Origin of the sequence: Luteipulveratus mongoliensis (assembly GCF_001190945.1) — a bacterium.
GTDB lineage: Bacteria > Actinomycetota > Actinomycetes > Actinomycetales > Dermatophilaceae > Luteipulveratus > Luteipulveratus mongoliensis.
On sequence record NZ_CP011112.1, the window covers coordinates 572435 to 590230 of the forward strand.

A 17796-nucleotide genomic window follows, 5' to 3' on the forward strand; every position below is an offset into this window, starting at 1 on the left:
GGTTGAGCGTTCGCCTCAAGTTCACCCTCAGCTACGCCGGCTTCCTCATGCTCGCGGGCGCCCTACTGCTCGCTGCGGGGTGGGTGTTCCTGATTCGGGTGAAGCACGTCGGGTTGATCATCGACCCCGACTACAAGTACGCCGTCCTGCGCGCTCTTGCGCCGACCGCGGCAGTCGCGCTGGTGTTCCTCCTCGTGTTTGGTCTCCTGGGCGGGTGGATTCTCGCCGGGCGCATGCTCGCCCCGATGACGCGCATCACCGACGCCACCCGCCTGGCCGCGGACGGATCGCTCTCCCATCGCATCCGGCTGGAAGGCCGCAAGGACGAGTTCCGCGAGCTCGCCGATGACTTCGACACGATGCTCGCGCAGCTCGAGGCTCACGATGCCGAGCAGCAGCGATTCGCAGCCAACGCCTCCCACGAGCTGCGCACTCCGCTCGCGATCACGCAAACACTGCTCGACGTGGCTCGCACTGATCCGAATCTCGACACCGCCCGGCTCATCGACCGTCTCCAGGTCGTCAACACCCGGGCGATCGACCTCACCGAAGCACTGCTCGTCCTCAGTCGCAGCAACCAACGGTCCTTCGCTCGGGAACACGTTGATCTGTCCCTCATCGCGGAAGAGGCGGCCGAAACACTCCTCCCGCTTGCCGAGCAGCGCGAGATCTCGCTCGACGTGACGGGTGAGACGACCCGGACCGTCGGCTCCGCGGCGCTCGCACTGCAGATGGTGATGAACCTCGTTCAGAACGCCATCGTCCACAACATCCCGGCCGGCGGCACCGTGACGGTCCACACCGAGTCGCAACCCGACGCGAGCGTGCTGAGGGTCGAGAACACCGGTCCTCAGCTCGCGCCTGACCGGGTGCGCACTCTCACCGAGCCCTTTCAACGCGGAGCCGAGCGTGCGCGTACGCACGAGCACGTCGGTGCCGGCCTCGGGCTGGCCATCGTGCACAGCATCGTCCGAGCGCACGACGGCACGCTCGACCTCACACCCCGCCCGACTGGCGGACTCGTCGTCACGGTTCGACTGCCGCGGCTCAAAGTGTTGGGGGAGTAGCGGATTCGAGGACCTCGAGCCGGGCGGGGACGTACTTGTGCCAGGGCGTACCCACCCACGGATCGCGGTCCTCGGCAGCCGTCAGCTCGTTGGGCGCGACTCCCGTCGTCACAGTGCCGTCGGCATCCTGCACCGTCAGCCCGAAGCCGTTCGGCAGCGACAGGTGTCCCGAGCGCATGGTGTCGGTGGTCTCGATCGAGACGTCGACCGTGCCGCGTTTGGTGGTCAGTCGTACGCGATCGCCGGTCGTGAGTGCGAGGCCGTCGGCGTCCGTGGTGCTGATGCGCAGTACGCCGTCCGCACCTCGTCGTCGCCAGGTCGGGTCGCGCATGATCGTGTTGGCCGTGAAGGCGCGGCGCTCGCCTGCCGCGAGGACGAACGGCCAGTCATCGTCATCGGCCGGCGAACGGTCGGCCAGTGCGGCCACCTCTGACCGCAGCTCTGGGAGATCCAGCTGGACCCGACCGTCGGGCGTCTTGACCCGGCGCCAGATCTCCGCCTCGTCGTCCTCGGTGATGACGACTCCGTGCGAGCCGGCCAGAATTGCGTCGAAGAGCGCCTCACCCGCCGCCGGACCTTCCCCGTAGCCCGCACGCTTCACACCGGCGGCGTTGTCGGTGGCGCACTTGTGAGCGGCAGCCCACAGCACGGCGGCGGCCGCAGCTCCGTCGGGCAAGGTCGGCCCGAGGGTGCGATAGAGAAGGACAGGTGCGAGCTTGGCGAGTCGCGCATCACCCATCGCGGTCAGGAACGCCATCGCGAACTCACCGCGGCCCTGAGCCGCCGCCGCACGCAAGGGCGCGTAGTCGATGTCCGTCAGCTGCCCGGACGCCTCGACGAGACGAGCGTGGATCTCCGGCTCGGGCAGCGGCCCGTCCGGGGCGGCGACGACCGGGCGCCGCAGATGGAACATGTTGCGCGGGAAGTCGAAGTTGAAGAACGTCGCCTCCCACTTCTCGAACTGGGTCGGTGCGGGCAGCACGTAGTCGGCCAGCCGTGCCGTCTCGGTCATCGCGACGTCGATGACGACGAGCAGCTCGAGCGACGACAGCGCTGATCGCATCTTGGCCGAATCCGCAAGGGAGTGAGCGGGATTCGCGCTCTCGACGACCATCGCTCGGTAGCGGTCCGGGTGATCGGTGAGGATCTCCTCAGCGATGACATTGCACGGGACCAGACCGCTGATGATCGGCGCCTTGGCCACCGGACTCACCGGACCCTCGCCGGCCGGGTGTCCGCGATCACGACCGAGCGGAACGACACTCGACGAGCGATACTGCGCGCCCGACTTCCCGAAGTTGCCGGTCAGCAGCCAGATCAGCTTTTCGACGTAGCTCACGAGCGTCGAGTCGCGACCCATCTGTACGCCGAGGTCCTCGAGGGCAGCGACCGAGGAGGCGGACGCGATACGCCGGGAGGCGCGGCGTACAAGATCTTCGGGCACGTCAGCGAGCGAGCAATACCGAGCGATATCAACGGTTTTCAGCACTGCGACGACTTCGTCGACGCCGCTTGCATGGTCGGCCAGCCAGGCGACATCCGTCAGCGACTCCTGCACGAGCACGGCCGCCATCGCGGTGAGGACGTATGCATCGCCGCCCGGCCGTACCTGCAGGTGGAAGTCGGCCAGCTCGGCAGTCTCGGTCCGCACGGGGTCGATGACCACCATCGACCGCGAGGGGTCCTTGGCGATCTCCTTCAGCACCGCTCGCGCTCGCGGGAACCCGTGCGACTGATACGGATTCTTGCCGATGAAGAAGGCGACCTCACAGTGCTCGACGTCCGCGCGGGTCATGCCGCCGAGCATCCGCGCACTGACCCAGAAGTCGCCAGTCTTCTCCTGCGCCAACGCACTTGAGCGATAGGTCGACCCGAAGGCTCGCGTGGTCGCGGTGGAGTACGAGCCGCCCAAGTGATTGCCCTGCCCGCCACCGCCGTAGTAGAAGATCGTCTTCCCGCCGTGGGTGTCGCGCACCAGACCGAGCTGCGCGGCGACCTCGCGGATCGCGGTGTCCCAGTCGATCTCCTCGAACGTCCCGTCGGCCCGCCGTCGCAACGGCTGGGTGATCCGGTCCGTCTTGCCGTTCTGGTAGTGGTCGAGCCGGAGGGCCTTGTTGCAGGTGTAGCCCTCGGACGTCGGGTGCTGATGGTCGCCGCGGATCTTGTCGAACGACCGCCCGTCATCGCCGACCTTGATCTCGATCCCGCAGTTGCACTCGCAGAGGATGCAGGCGCTCGGCGCCCAGCCGTCCGTGTCACGGACCCTGCGTCCTGCGATCGTCACGTCAGTCATCGCGGATCTCCTCGCTCGTCCCGCTTACGACAGTACGTCGCGAGGTCGGACGCGAGAGAGCAAACCAATGGCATCGTGAGTCGGGGAGCCACCAGCAGAGGAGCGGATCCATGGTCATCGTCGCCGGATACTTCATCGTCGAGCCGTCGCAGCGCGATGCGTACATCGCGGAGTGCGTGAGTGTCGTCGCGCAGGCTCGCACCGCGGCCGGATGTCTCGACTTCACCATCGCCGCCGACATCGTCGATCCTGGTCGCATCAACGTCTTCGAGCGGTGGGAGTCCCAGACCGCCGTCGAGGCGTTCCGCGGGAGCGGCCCCAGCGATGAGCAGGGTGCGGCGATGCTGTCGGGTTCGGTCGCCGAGTACGACATCGCGGACATCCGGTCCCTGTTCGGGCACGAGGGCTGACCCCCGTCGTACGACCCGCGGCGCCTCACGCTGGGAGGCGCCGCGGAACGTACGTCTTGTCAGGCTGCCTGGACTCCGAAGAACCGCCGGGTCGATGCGAGCCGACTCAGCACGAACCGGTCCAGCAGCAGCACGATCACCAGGGAGACGCCGAACACGGGCAGGAACACCGCGAGCAGCGTGACCAGCACCGCGAGGCCCGGCGTGGTCGCAAGAGGCAGCCGCCCACGCGGGGCACCGAGCTCCGCGCTACCGCGAGGCCGACGACGCCACCACATCATCGGACCGGTGACGCACGAGACGATCACGCCGAGACAGAACAGCGTGGTGAGCCACATGTTCAGCGTGCCGAACCTGCGTCCCTCGTGCAGCGCGATGCCTTGGGACACGACCTTGGCCAGGGCCGGGTAGTTGTCGTAGCCGTACGTGCTCACCACGCCGCCGCCGTACTGGTCGACGTGCACGGTGCGCTCTCGGCCGGGGTCGTTGAAGGCGTATCCGATGGCCGAGTAGACGCCCTTGCCATCCGCCGGCCAGACCACGGTCACCGGATGTGCCAGCCCCTTCCGGTCGGCCACCGCGACGGTCGTGTCGACGTTGGCGACCGATGCCGCCGAGCCCGACTGGGGAACGGGCGACTTCTCCTGAGCCCACGGCACCACGTGGTGGCTGTGCGGGAGTGACTCGTCCAGCGTCGAGGTCGGGTTGGAGATGGCCCCGTGATCGTCGGACCAGAAGGACGTGCCGCGGGCCGTCACCAGCTGCTGCGCCTGTGCACCCCAGAAGCCGGTCCACGGCAAGCCCGACACGACCAGCAGCAGGAGGCCACCGCCGATCAGGGCGCCGGTCCGCGCGTGGTTGCTGCGGAGGCGGGAGGCGGGAGTTCCGTTGGCACGCTGGCGTTTTCGAGCCCGCCGCCCCTTGAAGAACAGGTAGTAGCCCGTCAGTGCCATGACGATCGCCCAGCACGCGCCGAGCTCCATGATGAGCTCGCCGGTACGGCCGGCCATGAGGTCGCCGTGGATGCGGACCGCGATGCCGCTGACTGTGGTGTCCGGGTTCAGCCCGCCCAGGACCTTGCCGGTGTACGGGTTCACGAAGACGTCCCGGGTCGCGCCGGAGCTGGTCGTGAGCGTGAAACGGGTGCTCTCGTCCGGTGCACCTGGCTCGGTCATCGACACGAGCGTTGCGGTCGGGTTCGCCGCGGCGACCGCCGAACGCTGTGTCTCGTACGGCTGGATGGCCTGACCGGACTGGTGATCCACGCGCATCAGGTCGGCGTGGAGGAGCGGCTCGAGCTGGAACCGGAAGAGGTAGATCAGACCGGTGACCGCCAGGACGAGCAGCACCGGGATCACGATCGCGGCGGCGTAGAAATGCCATCGCCAGAAGGACCGGAACAGGCCGGCGGTGCGGGGCTTCCGGGCAATCGGTGTGGTGGGTCGTAGGCGGACAGGGTCGTCGAGAACAGACATCAGTACTCCTTGGGGCAACGCACGATGGATCGCCGACGCAGTCGATGGACCGTCGGCGAAGAGAGGAATCAGGCGAAGCGGAGAACTGGCGGCCCGCGACGAGCCGGACGGCTCGGCGACCACAGGGTCTGCAGGGCGTGCGGGCGGCGCCAGCCCACACCCAGAGGGGAGGTCCGTACGGCACTCGGGCGCCCCGCGTACACGAACAGGAGCGAGCCGAGCCGCAGCACCGTGAGTCGCGCGCGGGCGACGGCGGGCAGTGCGCTCAGGACGGCGTACACGGCACACGCGAAACGCCACGCGCCCTCGGAGCGGCTCAGCACCCAGCCGATCAGCAGGGCTACCGCAGCGTGCGCGACCAGCATGGTCGGCGTCGGCAGCAGATCGGCGGCACCCATGTCGTGACCGGTGTGGTCGTACGTCTGGGTCGGCGCTGCGCTCGTCGCCAGGTGGCCGTGCCCACCATGGACCGGGCTGGGTCGTCCCGCCGACAGCATGTGGGCGACGTGGACCAAGACCTGGAGGACCGCGAGAAGACACGTCGTCCGGCCGGTGGTCAGCTCACGTCGGGTGAGCGGGAGACCGACGAAGGACAGGAAGGTCACGACGGCGACCGCGCTCGCCGTGCGGGGGACGGCGCCGCCGGCCATGAGGTGGGCCGTAGTCGAGGCGGCGGCGGCCAGCCACGCGATCGCGAAGGAGCGAGCCAGGCTCGCTCCCAGGCGAGGCGGCCGCGGCGTCATGAGCGCCGAGCCTAGCCGTCCGAGCCCCGCGGCCATCGTTCGCCGAATGTTCGTGTTCCGGGGCCGCTGGGCGACACCCACGATGCCTAGGTTCTCTTTGCATCTATGAGACGGAGGGCCACCGATGGAGACGACCGCTGCGCGGGCTCGCGGGATCACCAAGTCCTTCGGCGATGTCGTCGCCCTCGACAGTGTCGACCTGGACATCCCGGGCGGGCAGGTGCACGGGCTCGTCGGTCCCAACGGTGCCGGCAAGACCACGCTGCTCGGACTCCTGCTCGGCCTCTCGATCGCTGACGAGGGAACGCTCGAGATCATGGGTACGCCGGTCAGTCGCGTCCTCGGGGTACCCGACGGTGTCGCCGGATTCGTCGACGGGCCAGGCCTCTATCCGTCGCTCACCGCCCGGCAGAACCTCGCCGCTCTCGCCGCGCTCCGGGGGTACGCCTCCTCCCGCGCGTCGGAGGTCGACGAGGCTCTCGAGCAGGTCGGCCTCACGGACGTCGCGGACGATCGGCTCCGCGGGTTCTCGCTCGGAATGCGGCAGCGGCTCGGTCTGGCCGCCGCCCTGCTGACCAAGCCGCGCCTGCTCGTCCTCGACGAGCCCGCCAACGGACTCGACCCAGCCGGCAAGCGCCACGTCCATCGCGTGCTCAGCAACCTCGCCGCGCAGGGCGTGGCGGTGGTGATCTCCAGCCACCGGATGGACGACCTCGCCGCGCTCTGTGGCGAGGTGACGATCCTGGCCACCGGTCGCGTCGTCTTCACTGGTCCGGTCGCCAAGCTGGCTGCGGAGAGCGGTGACCTCGACTACCGGCTGGTGACCTCCGACCCGGCCGCGGCCCGCCGAATCGCTTCTGCGACAACAGGACTCGAGGTCGTTCTCAGCGCGGGCGCACTCCGCGACGACAGCGCCGTTGTGGTCCGCGGCTCGGTCGCCACGATGGATGCGCTCGTCGCGCAAGTGGTCGGCGCAGGCATTGCCGTCCGCGAGCTCGGCCCGGTCGTACCGCCACTCGAGGCCGCGTTCCTCGCGCTCACCGGCGCCGACGACTCCCCGGCCGAGGAGAAGTCCGAGCAGAAGGACGCGTCATGACCGCAACCATCGACGCCCCGGCGGCGTCGGCCGAGCAGCAGCAGGGCACGCAGCGCGCCGGCCTCGTCCCCACCTACCGGTTCGAGCTCGTCAAGCTGCTCGCCCAGTGGCGGACTCGACTCGTGCTGGTGGCGTGCTGGGTGGTGCCGGCGCTGTTCGTCGCTGTCGTCAGCAAGCAGAGCACGCTGCCCAACGACACCGTGTTCGGCCGGTGGATGCACTCGACCGGCTGGGCCGGCTCGCTGGTGGTGCTGGCCTTCTGCTGCAACTGGGCGCTGCCGCTGCTGACCTCGCTGGTCGCGGGTGACGTCTTCGCCGCCGAGGACCGGCTGGGCACCTGGCGTCACCTGGTCATGGCGGTGCGCTCGCCGCGCCGGATCTTCGTCGCCAAGGCGCTCACCAGCGTCACCGTGATCGTCGTGATGGTCACCGGTCTGGCCGTCTCGAGCGTCGTCGGCGGTCTGGTTGCCGTCGGCAACGATGCGCTCGTCGGCCTCGATGGTCTGCTGCTCGATCCAGGGCACACAGCACGGATGGTGCTGCTCGCGTGGGTCTACGTGCTGCTGGCGACGCTGACATTCGCGGCGGTCGGCCTGCTCGGCTCGGTGACCCTCGGTCGGTCGCCGATGGGTCTGCTGGCGCCGGCGCTGCTCGCGTTCGTGCTGCAGCTTGTCCAGCTGCTGCCGCTGCCGGTAGCCGTCCGGCTGGCGCTGCCGAGCCAGGCCTTCCTCGCCTGGCGCGGCCTGTTCACCACGCCCACGCAGAAGGGACCGCTCGTCGTCGGGCTGGTCGTCAGCGTGGTGTGGATCGTGGTGGTGACCGCGCTGGCGTACCTGCTGTTCATGCGTCGCGACTTCACCGACGTGGCGTACGACGGCTCCGGCCGCCGCTTGCTGGTCGCCGGTGTCGTTCCTCTCGTCGTGCTCACTGCGGTGACGGTCGGCGTCATCGCCGTGGCCACTCCGGTGAGCGGGTCAGGGATCGAGAAGGCGAAGCTGGAGCGGACGCTCGCGACGTCGTACGCGCACCTCTACCGTCTGCAGGCCCGCGAGCTGCACCGGCCGGACGTCACGGAGGCGCAGCTACGCGCGAGCGCCGCATGCGACAAGGGCGGCTCCCGCGTGGAGGACCGCGGTCCGGGCAACGACTGGCGCTGCGTCGTCTCGTGGCACATCCCGGGCGCGACCGCGGTGGGCTCGGCGATCTACCAGCTCGACGCCGCTGCCGACGGACGGTTCGTGGCCGACGGCGACGGGCCCAAGGAAGTCAACGGCTACTTCGTGGTGCAGACCCCGACCGGTGATGCGCCGAATCCTCTGTGGCAGATCGACGGTCTCGTCGACCTGCAGTCATCCTCCCCGCCTGAGCCTGCTGGACGCCACTCCTCCTCCGGCCGAGGTCGCAGGCTCCCTCGGTCCGGCATCGTCGTCACGAAAGAAGGTTGATCCATGCGCGTCACGCGAAATCGTCTGAGCACCAACAGCGCTCGCACTCCTCTCGGTCTCAGCCGCCGCCAGGTCAGGTACGTCGGGGCGGCCACCGCAGCTCTCGTCCTCGGCGGCGGGGGACTGGCGTACGCCTCGACGGACGTCTTCGGTGAGAACCAGGTCGGGACGGAGTACGCCAAGGGGATCCAGATCTCCAGCGACCAGATCATCAAGCCCATCGGCGACCGGCTCGTGACCAACGACGGCAAGTACATGGGCTCGACGGTTAGTCCCGACGGGCGCTACCTCGCGGCCACCAGCACGGACCGCAGCGTGGTGCTGCAGATCATCGACCTGTCCACCTACAAGGTGGTGTGGCGCGTGGGCAAGGCGGCGGACGCCAACCAGAAGCTCAGTGACGCCACCGTCGGCCAGGAGGGTCCGACGTACTCACCCGACGGCAAGGTGCTCTGGCTGCCGCAGGCCAACGGTCTGACCCGCTTCCCGGTCAACGACAACGGCTCGCTCGGTACGCCGACGACGGTGCCGCTGGCCAAGGTCGGCACCACCTCCGCGCTGCCGGGCCAGTCGGCGTACTCGGCCGACGGCTCCACGCTCTACGTCGCGGTCAACGGTCAGAACAAGGTGGTCGCGCTCGACCCGACTTCCGGTGCGGTAAAGCAGACCTGGACCGTGGGCACCGCACCGCGCGAGATCGCCGTGGTGGGCAGCAAGCTGTACGTCAGCAACGAGGGCGGCCGTCCGGCGAAACCCGTTGAGACGACCATCAATTCGTACGGCACCAACGTGCCCGCCGACCCGGTCCTGGCGACGTCCACGACGGGCACGGTCAGCGTGATCGACACCGCTAACCCGTCGGGCGCGGTCAGCTCGATCGACGTCGGGCTGCACCCGACCGCGATGCTCGCGAGCGGTCGCGCGCTGTTCGTCGCCAACACCAACAGCGACACGGTCTCGGTGATCGACACCGGCAAGGACCAGGTCGTCCAGACGATCAACACCCAGCCGGGACCGTCTTCGAAGGTGGGCTACGAGCCGACCGGCATCGCCCTGACCAAGGACGGTCGCCTGCTGGTCACGCTCGGCCGTGCGAACGCGGTCGCGGTCTACCGCTTCGCGGGACGGTCGCAGGAGCCGTTGAGCCAGATCGGCCTGCTGCCGACCGACTACTACCCGGCCGACATCGCGATCGCCGGCGGCAAGGTCGTCGTCACCAATACCCGTGGGATCGACGCGCGCGGACCGGCCGTGACGATCAACGCCGGCCCGAACACCAACCCGGCGACCGGCCACGGCACGCACAGCACCACGGGCTCGTTCACTCGCTTCACGCTGCCGAGCGACAAGGACATCGCCAAGCTCACGCGTACGGTCTTCGAGCAGAACGGCTGGAACAAGAACGACGTCAGGCAGGCCGCCGGCGCCAAGGCAGCGCCCGTCCCGGTCCCGAAGCGGATCGGTGACCCGTCGACGATCAAGCACGTCTTCCTCCTGGTCAAGGAGAACCGGACGTACGACCAGGTCTACGGCGATGACACCCGCGGCCACGGGGACGCGTCGCTGGCGCAGTTCGGCCGGGTCGTGACGCCGAACCAGCACGCGCTCGCGAAGCAGTTCGGGCTCTACGACAACCTGTACGACATCGGCACCAACTCCGCCGAGGGCCACAACTGGCTGATGCAGGGCGACAACCCGGAGTACACCGAGTCCAGCGCGGGCGAGTACATCCGCAGCTATGACACCGAGGACGACGTCCTGGGTCACCAGCGGACCGGCTTCCTGTGGACGTCGGCGCAGGCGGCCGGCAAGACGGCTCGCAACTTCGGCGAGTTCACCCAGTTCGAGACCAAGCCCGCCGGCGCGACGTGGCAGAAGTACTACTGCGCGGCGAAGTCGGTCTCCGAGGGCGGCGACCCGGCCCAGCTGACGGACCCCGCGATCAAGCAGGACACCCAGTCGCCGATCCCGTCGCTGAACGCGATCACCAATCACGAATACCCGAAGTTCGACACCGACATCCCAGACACGTATCGGACCGAGATCTGGAAGCAGGACTTTAAGAAGAACGGCCCGGCGAACTTCAACATGTTCTGGCTGTCGAGTGACCACACCGGAGGTACGCCGGACCCGCGTGCCCAGGTCGCCGACGGTGACGTCGCGGTCGGCAAGATCGTCGACACGATCTCGCACAGTAAGTACTGGAAGGACTCGGCGATCTTCGTCGTCGAGGACGACAGCCAGAACGGCGTCGACCACGTGGACGGCCACCGTGCACCGGTCCAGATCATCAGTCCATGGGCCAAGCACGGCGCGGTCGACCACACGTACTACTCGCAGATCACGGTCGGCCGGACGATCCAGCAGATCCTCGGCGCCCAGCCGCTGAACCAGAAGCTCGCCGCGGCAACGCCGATGTTCGGCGCGTTCCAGGCCAAGCCCGACTACACGCCCTTCACGGCCCTGCCCAACGAGGTGCCGCTGACCGAGGGCGTCCCGACGCCGCCGGCCTGTGGTGCGGACACGCTCGGTACGACGGGCGCAGCAGCCGCGAAGGTGACGGCGAACTCTGCACGGGAGTCAGTCGTACCGGCAGCCCAGCGTGGCGTCGCGGCGCAGTGGAAGGCGTGGAGCACGAAGCAACGTTTCACGGGCAACGCGGCGGTCGCGGACTACGCCAACCCCGAGCAGATGAACCGCTACACCTGGTACGAGACGCACCACTGGTCCACGCCCTACCCGGGCGACAAGGCGATCTACGGACCCACTCAGTTGCCCGGCGCGTACATCCCCAGCAACGACAACGAATGAGCGAATTCCGTTAGGCAGCAGGGGCGTCCGCCGACAAGGCGGGCGTCGAGCGGGCCGAGCGGGCGACCTCGCCGAGCACGCCGATCACCGCGGCCAGGATGAGTGGGCCGATGACGTGAGTGTGAGGTTCGAGCGCCTTGACGAAGACGTCACGGCCGCCGTCGAGCACCTCGCTCACCGTGCCTCTGCGGATCGGATTGCGCGTGCCGTAGTAGGTCACGTAGTTCAGCGCGATGAGCGCTGCAGGCATCACCCAGAGGACGGCGAGCGCACCCAGCCAGACCGGCAGGTGCGTTCGCTGGATGCCGTACGCCGCCAGGACGAGCCCGAGCACGACCCCACCGATCCACAGATTCCACTTGGCCACACCATTGGTCCAGCTCGGGTTGATGACGCCCCGGTGCACGAGGTCGTTGAACCAGGGGCCGGCAAGGCTCGCGACGAGTGCACCGCCGAGCGGCCACACCAGTCCGCGATGGGCGGCCAGTCCGGCGCCCGCGACCATCCCGATGGCCGAAGCCACCACGAGAGTCGCGATGAGCCCGGCAACGAGGAGGCGTGCCTCGCGAAGGTCAGCGAGCGAACCTCCGGCGACCATGACGGTCTGCCACAGGGCGACGAGCAGACCGACGGAGGCGCCGGCAGCTGCGAGCACGCGCGGATGGCGTACGGACGGACGGGCGAGCAGCGAGGCTGCCATGGCGGCGGCACCACCGATCACACCGACGGTGAGGAGTGGTTGGACCGCGTACTCGCCGAAGGGCAGCGCCACTCGAGGCGTGTGACCGGGCAGGAAGTCCGGCCAGGCGTCCGAGATCTCCAGCCGCATCCCCGACACGATCCACGGGAGCGCCCCGATCACCCACGAGAGGAGCGCGGCGACCGGGAAGACCGCCCAAGCAGGCAATCGTTCGTGGGCGTGCGGCATCGTCGAGTCCCCCGTGTCGGTCATGGCGTTGATGCTGTCACGGCCGAGGCTGAGACGCGCGCCGCTCGGGACAGGTCGGGGTCAGCCGCGCTGCCTGGCCTCCATGGTGATGGCCAGCGCGAACAGCAGCGTGCGGTCGAGCGACTCGTGGTGGACCGTCAGTCGGTACCAGTCGTCGAGCACCTTGGGCTTCTCGATGCTGAACAGCTGATCGTCGTCGCGCGCGAAGTCGAAGTGATACTTCGTCACCGCGTTGGCAATCTCGCCCGCTGTGCCGCCGGCGAGGCTGACCAGCCGTCGCAGCCGGGCGGTCTTGAGGCTGCGCTCCGTGCCGGTGAAACGTCCGATGCCGGGCTGCTCGACCTCCCAGGTCGTGCGCTCCACCGACTTCTTGACCAGGACGCCGAACGAGCCGAGCCGCTGGTCCTGGGCGTCGAAAACCTCATACCCGGTCAGTGAGGCGAGGAACCCTTCGCCGCTCTCTCGGACGGTCGCGAGGCGCTCGGTGCGCTCCTCGTCGACGTAGATGACGATCTCGTCCGCGACCTTGAGCTCCTTCTCCGCGTAACCGATCAGCGCACCCGGCTTGCCGGCGCCGTCGTCCGCCGAGACTCGGTACTTGCGCTTGAGGCCCAGCGAGACCTTCCGCACGTGGTAGATCGACTCGCTCACGGCCCGAACCCTAGCGAGGGCCCAGCGGATTCAGTCGGAGCCGAAGAGGTCGCGCGTGTAGACCTTGTCCTCGACATCGGCGAGCTCGTCGACCACGCGGTTGGCGACGATGACGTCGGCCGCGGCCTTGAACGCGTCGAGGTCGCGGTAGACCTCCGAGCCGAAGAAGCGACCGTCCTCGTCGAGGAGGTCCGCGTCCAGCTCGGGCTCGTAGAGCACGACGGGTACGCCCTTGGCCTTGATCCGCTTCATGATCCCCTGCACGGAGGACTCACGGAAGTTGTCCGAGCCGGCCTTCATCAGCAGCCGGTGGACGCCGACCACGGACGGCTGCCGATCGAGGATGTCGAAGGCGATGAAGTCCTTGCGCGTCGTGTTGGCCTCGACGATCGCGTTGATGAGGTTCTGGGGGACCTCGGAGTAGTTGGCCAGGAGCTGCCGGGTGTCCTTGGGCAGGCAGTAGCCGCCGTAGCCGAACGACGGGTTGTTGTAGTGGGTGCCGATGCGCGGGTCGAGTCCGACGCCGTCGATGATTTGGCGGCTCGAGAGACCGCGAGACATCGCGAACGAGTCGAGCTCGTTGAAGTACGCCACCCGCATCGCGAGATAGGTGTTGGAGAAGAGCTTGATCGCCTCGGCCTCGGTGGGCTCGGTGAACAGGACGGGTACGTCGTCGGCGTCGGCGCCCTTGACCAGCAGCTCGGCGAAGCGGTGGGCACGGTCGCTGTCCTCGCCGACCACGATGCGTGACGGGTGCAGGTTGTCGTGCAGCGCACGTCCCTCGCGGAGGAACTCCGGGCTGAAGATGACGTTGTCGGTGCCCAGCCGCTGGCGTACGTCCTCGACGTAACCCACCGGGACGGTGGACTTGATGACCATCGTCGCCTCGGGCGCGAGTCGTACGACATCGCGGATGACCGACTCGACCGAGGTCGTGTCGAAGTAGTTGGTGACCTCGTCGTAGTTGGTCGGCGTCGAGATGATGACGAACTCAGCGCCGTCGTACGCCTCCGCCGGGTCGCTCGTGAACGTGAGGGACAGCGACTCCTCGGCCAGGAAGCGCTCGATCTCCTCGTCGTGGATCGGGCTGCGGCCCTCACGCAGGACGGACAGGCGGTCCTCGTCGAGGTCGAGACCGACGACGTCGTGGTGCCGGGACAGCAGCACCGCCAGTGAGAGGCCGACGTAACCGAGCCCTGTGACAGCAATCCTGGTCATGGGCGCATTGTGTCGCGTGCGGGTGAATGAGGGGTGGCGGTGTACGGAATCGTCGGGGAGCCGCCGTGGTCCTGCGGTCCGGAAGAGCGGCGACCGTGCAGTACGAGCGCGCGTGCGAGAGCGCCGAGCGAGGCGGTGACGAGCACGACGCGCAGGAGGTTGCCCACGACCCAGGGGCCTTCGACGTCCTCACGTACCTGCGCGAGATCAGTCGCGACGGCGGGGTCGCCGACCTTGTCGATCTGGTCGTTGAGCGGGATGTGAAACCCGATCGTCAGGATGAAGACCGCGCCGAAGAGGGCGAGCGCAGCGACGACCCAGGCGAATCCGCGGCCGGTTCGGCCGCGCGACAGGATGGCGACGACCACGAGCAGCAGGAACGCGGCGGTGAAGCTGACGGGGAACACCGGATTGCGGTTGTAGCCCTGCATGACCTCGAAGAAGGTGCGGTCGTCGGCGTCAGCGAGGTTGGGCATCACCGCGGCGGAGAAGGTGTAGACCAGCCCGGCCGGGACGGTGAGTGCGATGAGTGCGACGCCGAGAGCCAGGCCGAGCCAGTCGCGGCGGGCGGCTTTCGCCGTTGGCATGTGGGGAGGCGGTCCCTGGTGAGTCATGATGATTTCCCTTCAATCGGTCGGACGATGGCGTGTCCTCCAATCTGGTCGCCAGGACCCCCAGCAGCCATACGTGAGCGTCGCGCTCGCATACCCGTGCGTCCGGGTGGCGCGGCTAGGGTCGGGCCATGAGTGATGGTTCGCGGGTTGCTGTGTACATCGACTTCGACAACATGGTGATCTCGCGTTACGACGACGTGCACGGCTCTGGTCACTGGCGGCGGGACGAGGCGCGTCGTCACGCCCCCGGCGACGGCTCGGACGGTGACGTGTCCCGTCGCCTCGCGGAGGCGGAGGTCGACCTCGGCGCGATCATCGACTACGCCTCATCGTTCGGGACGGTCGCGCAGACCCGGGCGTACGCCGACTGGTCGGTCCCGGCCAACGCCGCCTACAAGCGCCAGCTGATCGACCGGGCCGTCGACCTGGTGCAGCTGTTCGCCACGTCGGGCACTAAGAACGGCGCCGACATCCGGCTGTCGATCGACGCCATCGACGACCTGTTCCAGCACGCCGACATCACGCACGTCGTCGTGGTCGGCGGGGACTCCGACTACATCGCGCTCGCGCAGCGCTGCAAACGAATGGGACGGTATGTCGTCGGCATCGGGGTCGCCGGGTCCACGAGCCGCGCCCTGGTCGCGGCGTGCGACGACTTCAGCTCCTACAGCGACCTGCCCGGCGTCTCGGATCCGACCGTCGTCGAGGCCGCGCCAGAGCCCGACAGCTCGCCTGACACGTCAGTCGACGCTTCGACCGACGCTTCGACCGACGCTTCGGACGGCATGAAGGCGGCACCCAAGACGCCCGCCAAGAAGGCGGCCAAGGCCCGCCGCAAGTCCTCCAAGGGACAGGAGGCGCAGGCAATCTCGTTGCTGCGCAGGGCAATTCAGGTCGGCGCGGAGAAGAGCGACGACGGCTGGCAGCACTCTTCCAGCGTGAAGAGTCAGATGCAGCGGATGGACTCGACCTTCAAGGAGAAGTCACTCGGGTTCTCCTCGTTCCGGGCGTTCGTCGAGAGCCATGACGACCTCCTGGAGACCAAGCTGCTCGACAACGGCCAGCTGTCCGTACGGCTGCGCTGAGCGTTTGGAGGGTTAGCGCAGCACCTCGGGGTGACGGGCGGCGTACGCCTGGAGCTCACCCAGCAGTGTGCGCGTATCCCGGCCGGCGTCTGTGAGGACATATCGGACCTGCACCGGGGGACCCGGGTCGACCAGCCGCTCGGCGAGGCCGTGCTCGGTGAACTCCCTCAGCCGGGTCGCGAGCACTGCGTCGCTCACGCCCGGTGCCCCCGCCTTGATCTCGCCGTAGCGCTCGGCCCCCTTGAGCATCGCCCAGAGCAATGGCCCAGCCCAGGACCGCCCGAGCACATCGAGAACCCGCCGAATCGCCTGGCACTCCTGGGAATTCGGGTCATGCATCACTGCAGACCATGCCGGGAGAGCGGACCGATGAGCTCGCGCTCCTCGTAGGCGAGGTGCGACAGAAGGGTGTCGGTCAGCAGGTCGAGGCGCTGCTGGACCTGGTCGAGTGCGTCCTGCCCGCCGTGGCCGACACCGTCGCTCGTCACGAGCAGCACCAGCGCCTTGTCGAACTCCTCGAGAACCTCGTGGATGACCTCGTGCTCGGTCTGCAGCCGCTCCAGGACGGGGACCAGATCGGGCTCCGCGCGTCGCAGGTGCGGAAAGATGCTGCGGTCCTCGAGCGTGTGGTGACCGGTCACCACACGGCAGTACGACTCGCAGTACGCACCGAGCGTCCAGTTGTTCTGCCGCATGGTCATGGTGTTGATGACCGACCGCGCTGCGCCGACCGTGAGGTGGCCCTCGCGCACCTGCTTCAGCACCTTGCGTACCTGCTCCAGCTCGGCGCGCAGCCCGTCGTGGATGTCGACCAGGTGCTGTGCTTGTCCTTGGAGGCTCGACGGGTAGGACGCGCCTCCCGGCTCGGCGTGCGTCGGCCGGGACGCCTCGTCCCAGGCGAGCTGACCGGTGAGGCGGGTTCCGTCGTCCTGGGTCGCACTCACCGCTAGGGGAGCGGAATCCGCTGGGACAGTGGAGGATTCGTGTGTCAGCTCTGACGAGCCGGAGGGCTGAGCGCGCTCCGCGTCGACCAGCTCGCGTACGGCCGGCGCGACCTCGGTGGCGAACCGGCGGACGTCGTCCGGGTTGTCCGTGCCGAGGATGTAGGTGCTCATGCCGTGCTCGAGTGTGAGAGCAGCGAGTTGCTCTGCCCAGGCGCGCGGGTCTCCCTGAAGCAGACCGCCGCCGGAGCCGAACCGCCCGTTGATGTTGTAGATCCGCCGGATCGAGGCGGGCGCACGGCCGGCCTTCTCGGCAGCCTCGTCGATGGCGGCGTTCATCGCGGGAAGAGAGTCCGGCTCGACGTACCCCATGCTCGGCACCCAGCCGTCGGCGAGCCTGCCGGTGAGACGCAGCATGCGTGGTTTGTACGCACCGATCCAGATCGGGATGTCGTGCGCGGGACGCGGTCCGGCGTGCAATCCCGTTGCCTGGTAATGCTTTCCGGCGAAATGCAGCGAGCCGCCGGCCCAGAACTCCTTCATGAGTCGTACGGCCTCGTCGAGAGCATCGACCGCATCGCGTGGGGCGCGGCGTGGCCCACCGGCCGCGACGATCGCATCCCAGAAGGCACCCGCTCCGAGCCCGATCTCGACGCGTCCGCCGGTCAGCAGATCGAGCGTCGCCGCTGACTTCGCGAGCACGACCGGTGGGCGCAACGGCAGGCTGGCGACGTTGGGCGCCAAGGTGATCTCGCTCGTACGACCACCGAGCAGCGACAGCAAGGTCCAGGTGTCGAGGTGACGAGCCTGGTAGGGGTGGTCCTGGATCGAGACGAGGTCGAGACCCTCGACCTCCGCCAGCTGGACCAGAGCGAGAAGCTCCGGCACCCGCGTCGCGTCCGGGTTCGGGAACAGTCCGAACCTCAGCTCTTGCCCGTAGTCCGTCATCGCCAACTCCTCATCGCTCTGGTTATCAGAGTAACTACGAAAGCAGGAGT

15 protein-coding genes are annotated in these 17796 nt (G+C 68.2%); 6 read left to right on the forward strand and 9 right to left on the reverse strand.

Annotation, left to right across the window (positions count from 1 at the left end):
• The first annotated feature begins 2 nt into the window (after positions 1-2).
• The gene (locus VV02_RS02685; RefSeq protein ID WP_281177284.1) at positions 3-1067 is read left to right on the forward strand and encodes a sensor histidine kinase; all 1065 of its coding nucleotides are present in this window, start codon (positions 3-5) and stop codon (positions 1065-1067) included.
• Here VV02_RS02685 and VV02_RS02690 read toward each other — a convergent pair.
• A complete protein-coding gene (locus VV02_RS02690; RefSeq protein ID WP_052589618.1) occupies positions 1048-3360 on the reverse strand; it encodes a molybdopterin-dependent oxidoreductase in 2313 nt (770 codons plus the stop codon). The two genes, VV02_RS02685 and VV02_RS02690, sit on opposite strands and share 20 nt — an antisense overlap.
• A gap of 110 nt (positions 3361-3470) precedes the next feature.
• Here VV02_RS02690 and VV02_RS02695 point away from each other — a divergent pair, with 110 nt between their 5' ends.
• Entirely contained in the window at positions 3471-3770 is a 300-nt protein-coding gene (locus tag VV02_RS02695; protein WP_052589619.1) for a putative quinol monooxygenase, read from the forward strand.
• Positions 3771-3829: 59 nt separating this feature from the next.
• On the opposite strand, the gene VV02_RS02700 is transcribed toward VV02_RS02695, so the two are convergent.
• The gene (locus VV02_RS02700) at positions 3830-5245 is read right to left on the reverse strand and encodes a PepSY-associated TM helix domain-containing protein (protein WP_052589620.1); all 1416 of its coding nucleotides are present in this window, start codon (positions 5243-5245) and stop codon (positions 3830-3832) included.
• Positions 5246-5313: 68 nt separating this feature from the next.
• The gene (locus VV02_RS02705; RefSeq protein WP_052589622.1) at positions 5314-5988 is read right to left on the reverse strand and encodes a hypothetical protein; all 675 of its coding nucleotides are present in this window, start codon (positions 5986-5988) and stop codon (positions 5314-5316) included.
• Positions 5989-6112: 124 nt separating this feature from the next.
• Between VV02_RS02705 and VV02_RS02710 the strand changes: the two genes are divergently transcribed.
• From VV02_RS02710 to VV02_RS02720, 3 genes are read left to right on the forward strand one after another with little or no spacing between them, the layout of a single operon-like run.
• Positions 6113-7084 (forward strand): ABC transporter ATP-binding protein, encoded by a 972-nt coding sequence (locus VV02_RS02710; protein ID WP_052589624.1) that lies wholly within the window; start codon positions 6113-6115, stop codon positions 7082-7084.
• Positions 7081-8529 carry an ABC transporter permease gene (locus VV02_RS02715; protein WP_218917337.1) on the forward strand — a complete coding sequence of 483 codons (1449 nt, stop codon included), beginning with the start codon at positions 7081-7083 and terminating at the stop codon, positions 8527-8529. The genes VV02_RS02710 and VV02_RS02715 overlap by 4 nt, the downstream gene beginning before the upstream one ends.
• A 3-nt stretch (positions 8530-8532) precedes the next feature.
• Positions 8533-11340 carry an alkaline phosphatase family protein gene (locus VV02_RS02720; protein WP_052589625.1) on the forward strand — a complete coding sequence of 936 codons (2808 nt, stop codon included), beginning with the start codon at positions 8533-8535 and terminating at the stop codon, positions 11338-11340.
• A gap of 10 nt (positions 11341-11350) precedes the next feature.
• Here the strand turns inward: VV02_RS02720 and VV02_RS02725 are convergent, their stop codons facing one another.
• Genes VV02_RS02725 through VV02_RS02740 form a run of 4 tightly spaced genes read right to left on the reverse strand, consistent with a single transcriptional unit; the run spans position 11351 to position 14772 of the window.
• Positions 11351-12292 carry a hypothetical protein gene (locus VV02_RS02725; RefSeq protein WP_052589627.1) on the reverse strand — a complete coding sequence of 314 codons (942 nt, stop codon included), beginning with the start codon at positions 12290-12292 and terminating at the stop codon, positions 11351-11353.
• Positions 12293-12349: 57 nt separating this feature from the next.
• Positions 12350-12940, reverse strand: a complete 591-nt coding sequence (locus VV02_RS02730; RefSeq protein WP_052589628.1) for a hypothetical protein — start codon at positions 12938-12940, stop codon at positions 12350-12352.
• A 30-nt stretch (positions 12941-12970) separates the two neighbouring features.
• Positions 12971-14158, reverse strand: a complete 1188-nt coding sequence (locus VV02_RS02735; RefSeq protein ID WP_052589630.1) for a nucleotide sugar dehydrogenase — start codon at positions 14156-14158, stop codon at positions 12971-12973.
• The gene (locus tag VV02_RS02740; protein WP_083449857.1) at positions 14155-14772 is read right to left on the reverse strand and encodes an anthrone oxygenase family protein; all 618 of its coding nucleotides are present in this window, start codon (positions 14770-14772) and stop codon (positions 14155-14157) included. Before VV02_RS02740 ends, VV02_RS02735 begins: the two co-directional genes overlap by 4 nt.
• A gap of 128 nt (positions 14773-14900) precedes the next feature.
• Between VV02_RS02740 and VV02_RS02745 the strand changes: the two genes are divergently transcribed.
• Complete coding sequence (locus VV02_RS02745) at positions 14901-15857, forward strand: NYN domain-containing protein (protein ID WP_052589632.1); 957 nt, start codon at positions 14901-14903, stop codon at positions 15855-15857.
• A gap of 12 nt (positions 15858-15869) precedes the next feature.
• Here VV02_RS02745 and VV02_RS02750 read toward each other — a convergent pair whose 3' ends face one another.
• Both VV02_RS02750 and VV02_RS02755 read right to left on the reverse strand, forming a co-directional pair.
• Positions 15870-16196, reverse strand: a complete 327-nt coding sequence (locus VV02_RS02750; RefSeq protein WP_052589634.1) for a winged helix-turn-helix transcriptional regulator — start codon at positions 16194-16196, stop codon at positions 15870-15872.
• On the reverse strand, positions 16196-17746 hold the full coding sequence (locus tag VV02_RS02755; protein ID WP_052589636.1) for an LLM class flavin-dependent oxidoreductase: 1551 nt from the start codon (positions 17744-17746) through the stop codon (positions 16196-16198). The genes VV02_RS02750 and VV02_RS02755 overlap by 1 nt, the downstream gene beginning before the upstream one ends.
• Between the last annotated feature and the right edge of the window lie 50 nt (positions 17747-17796).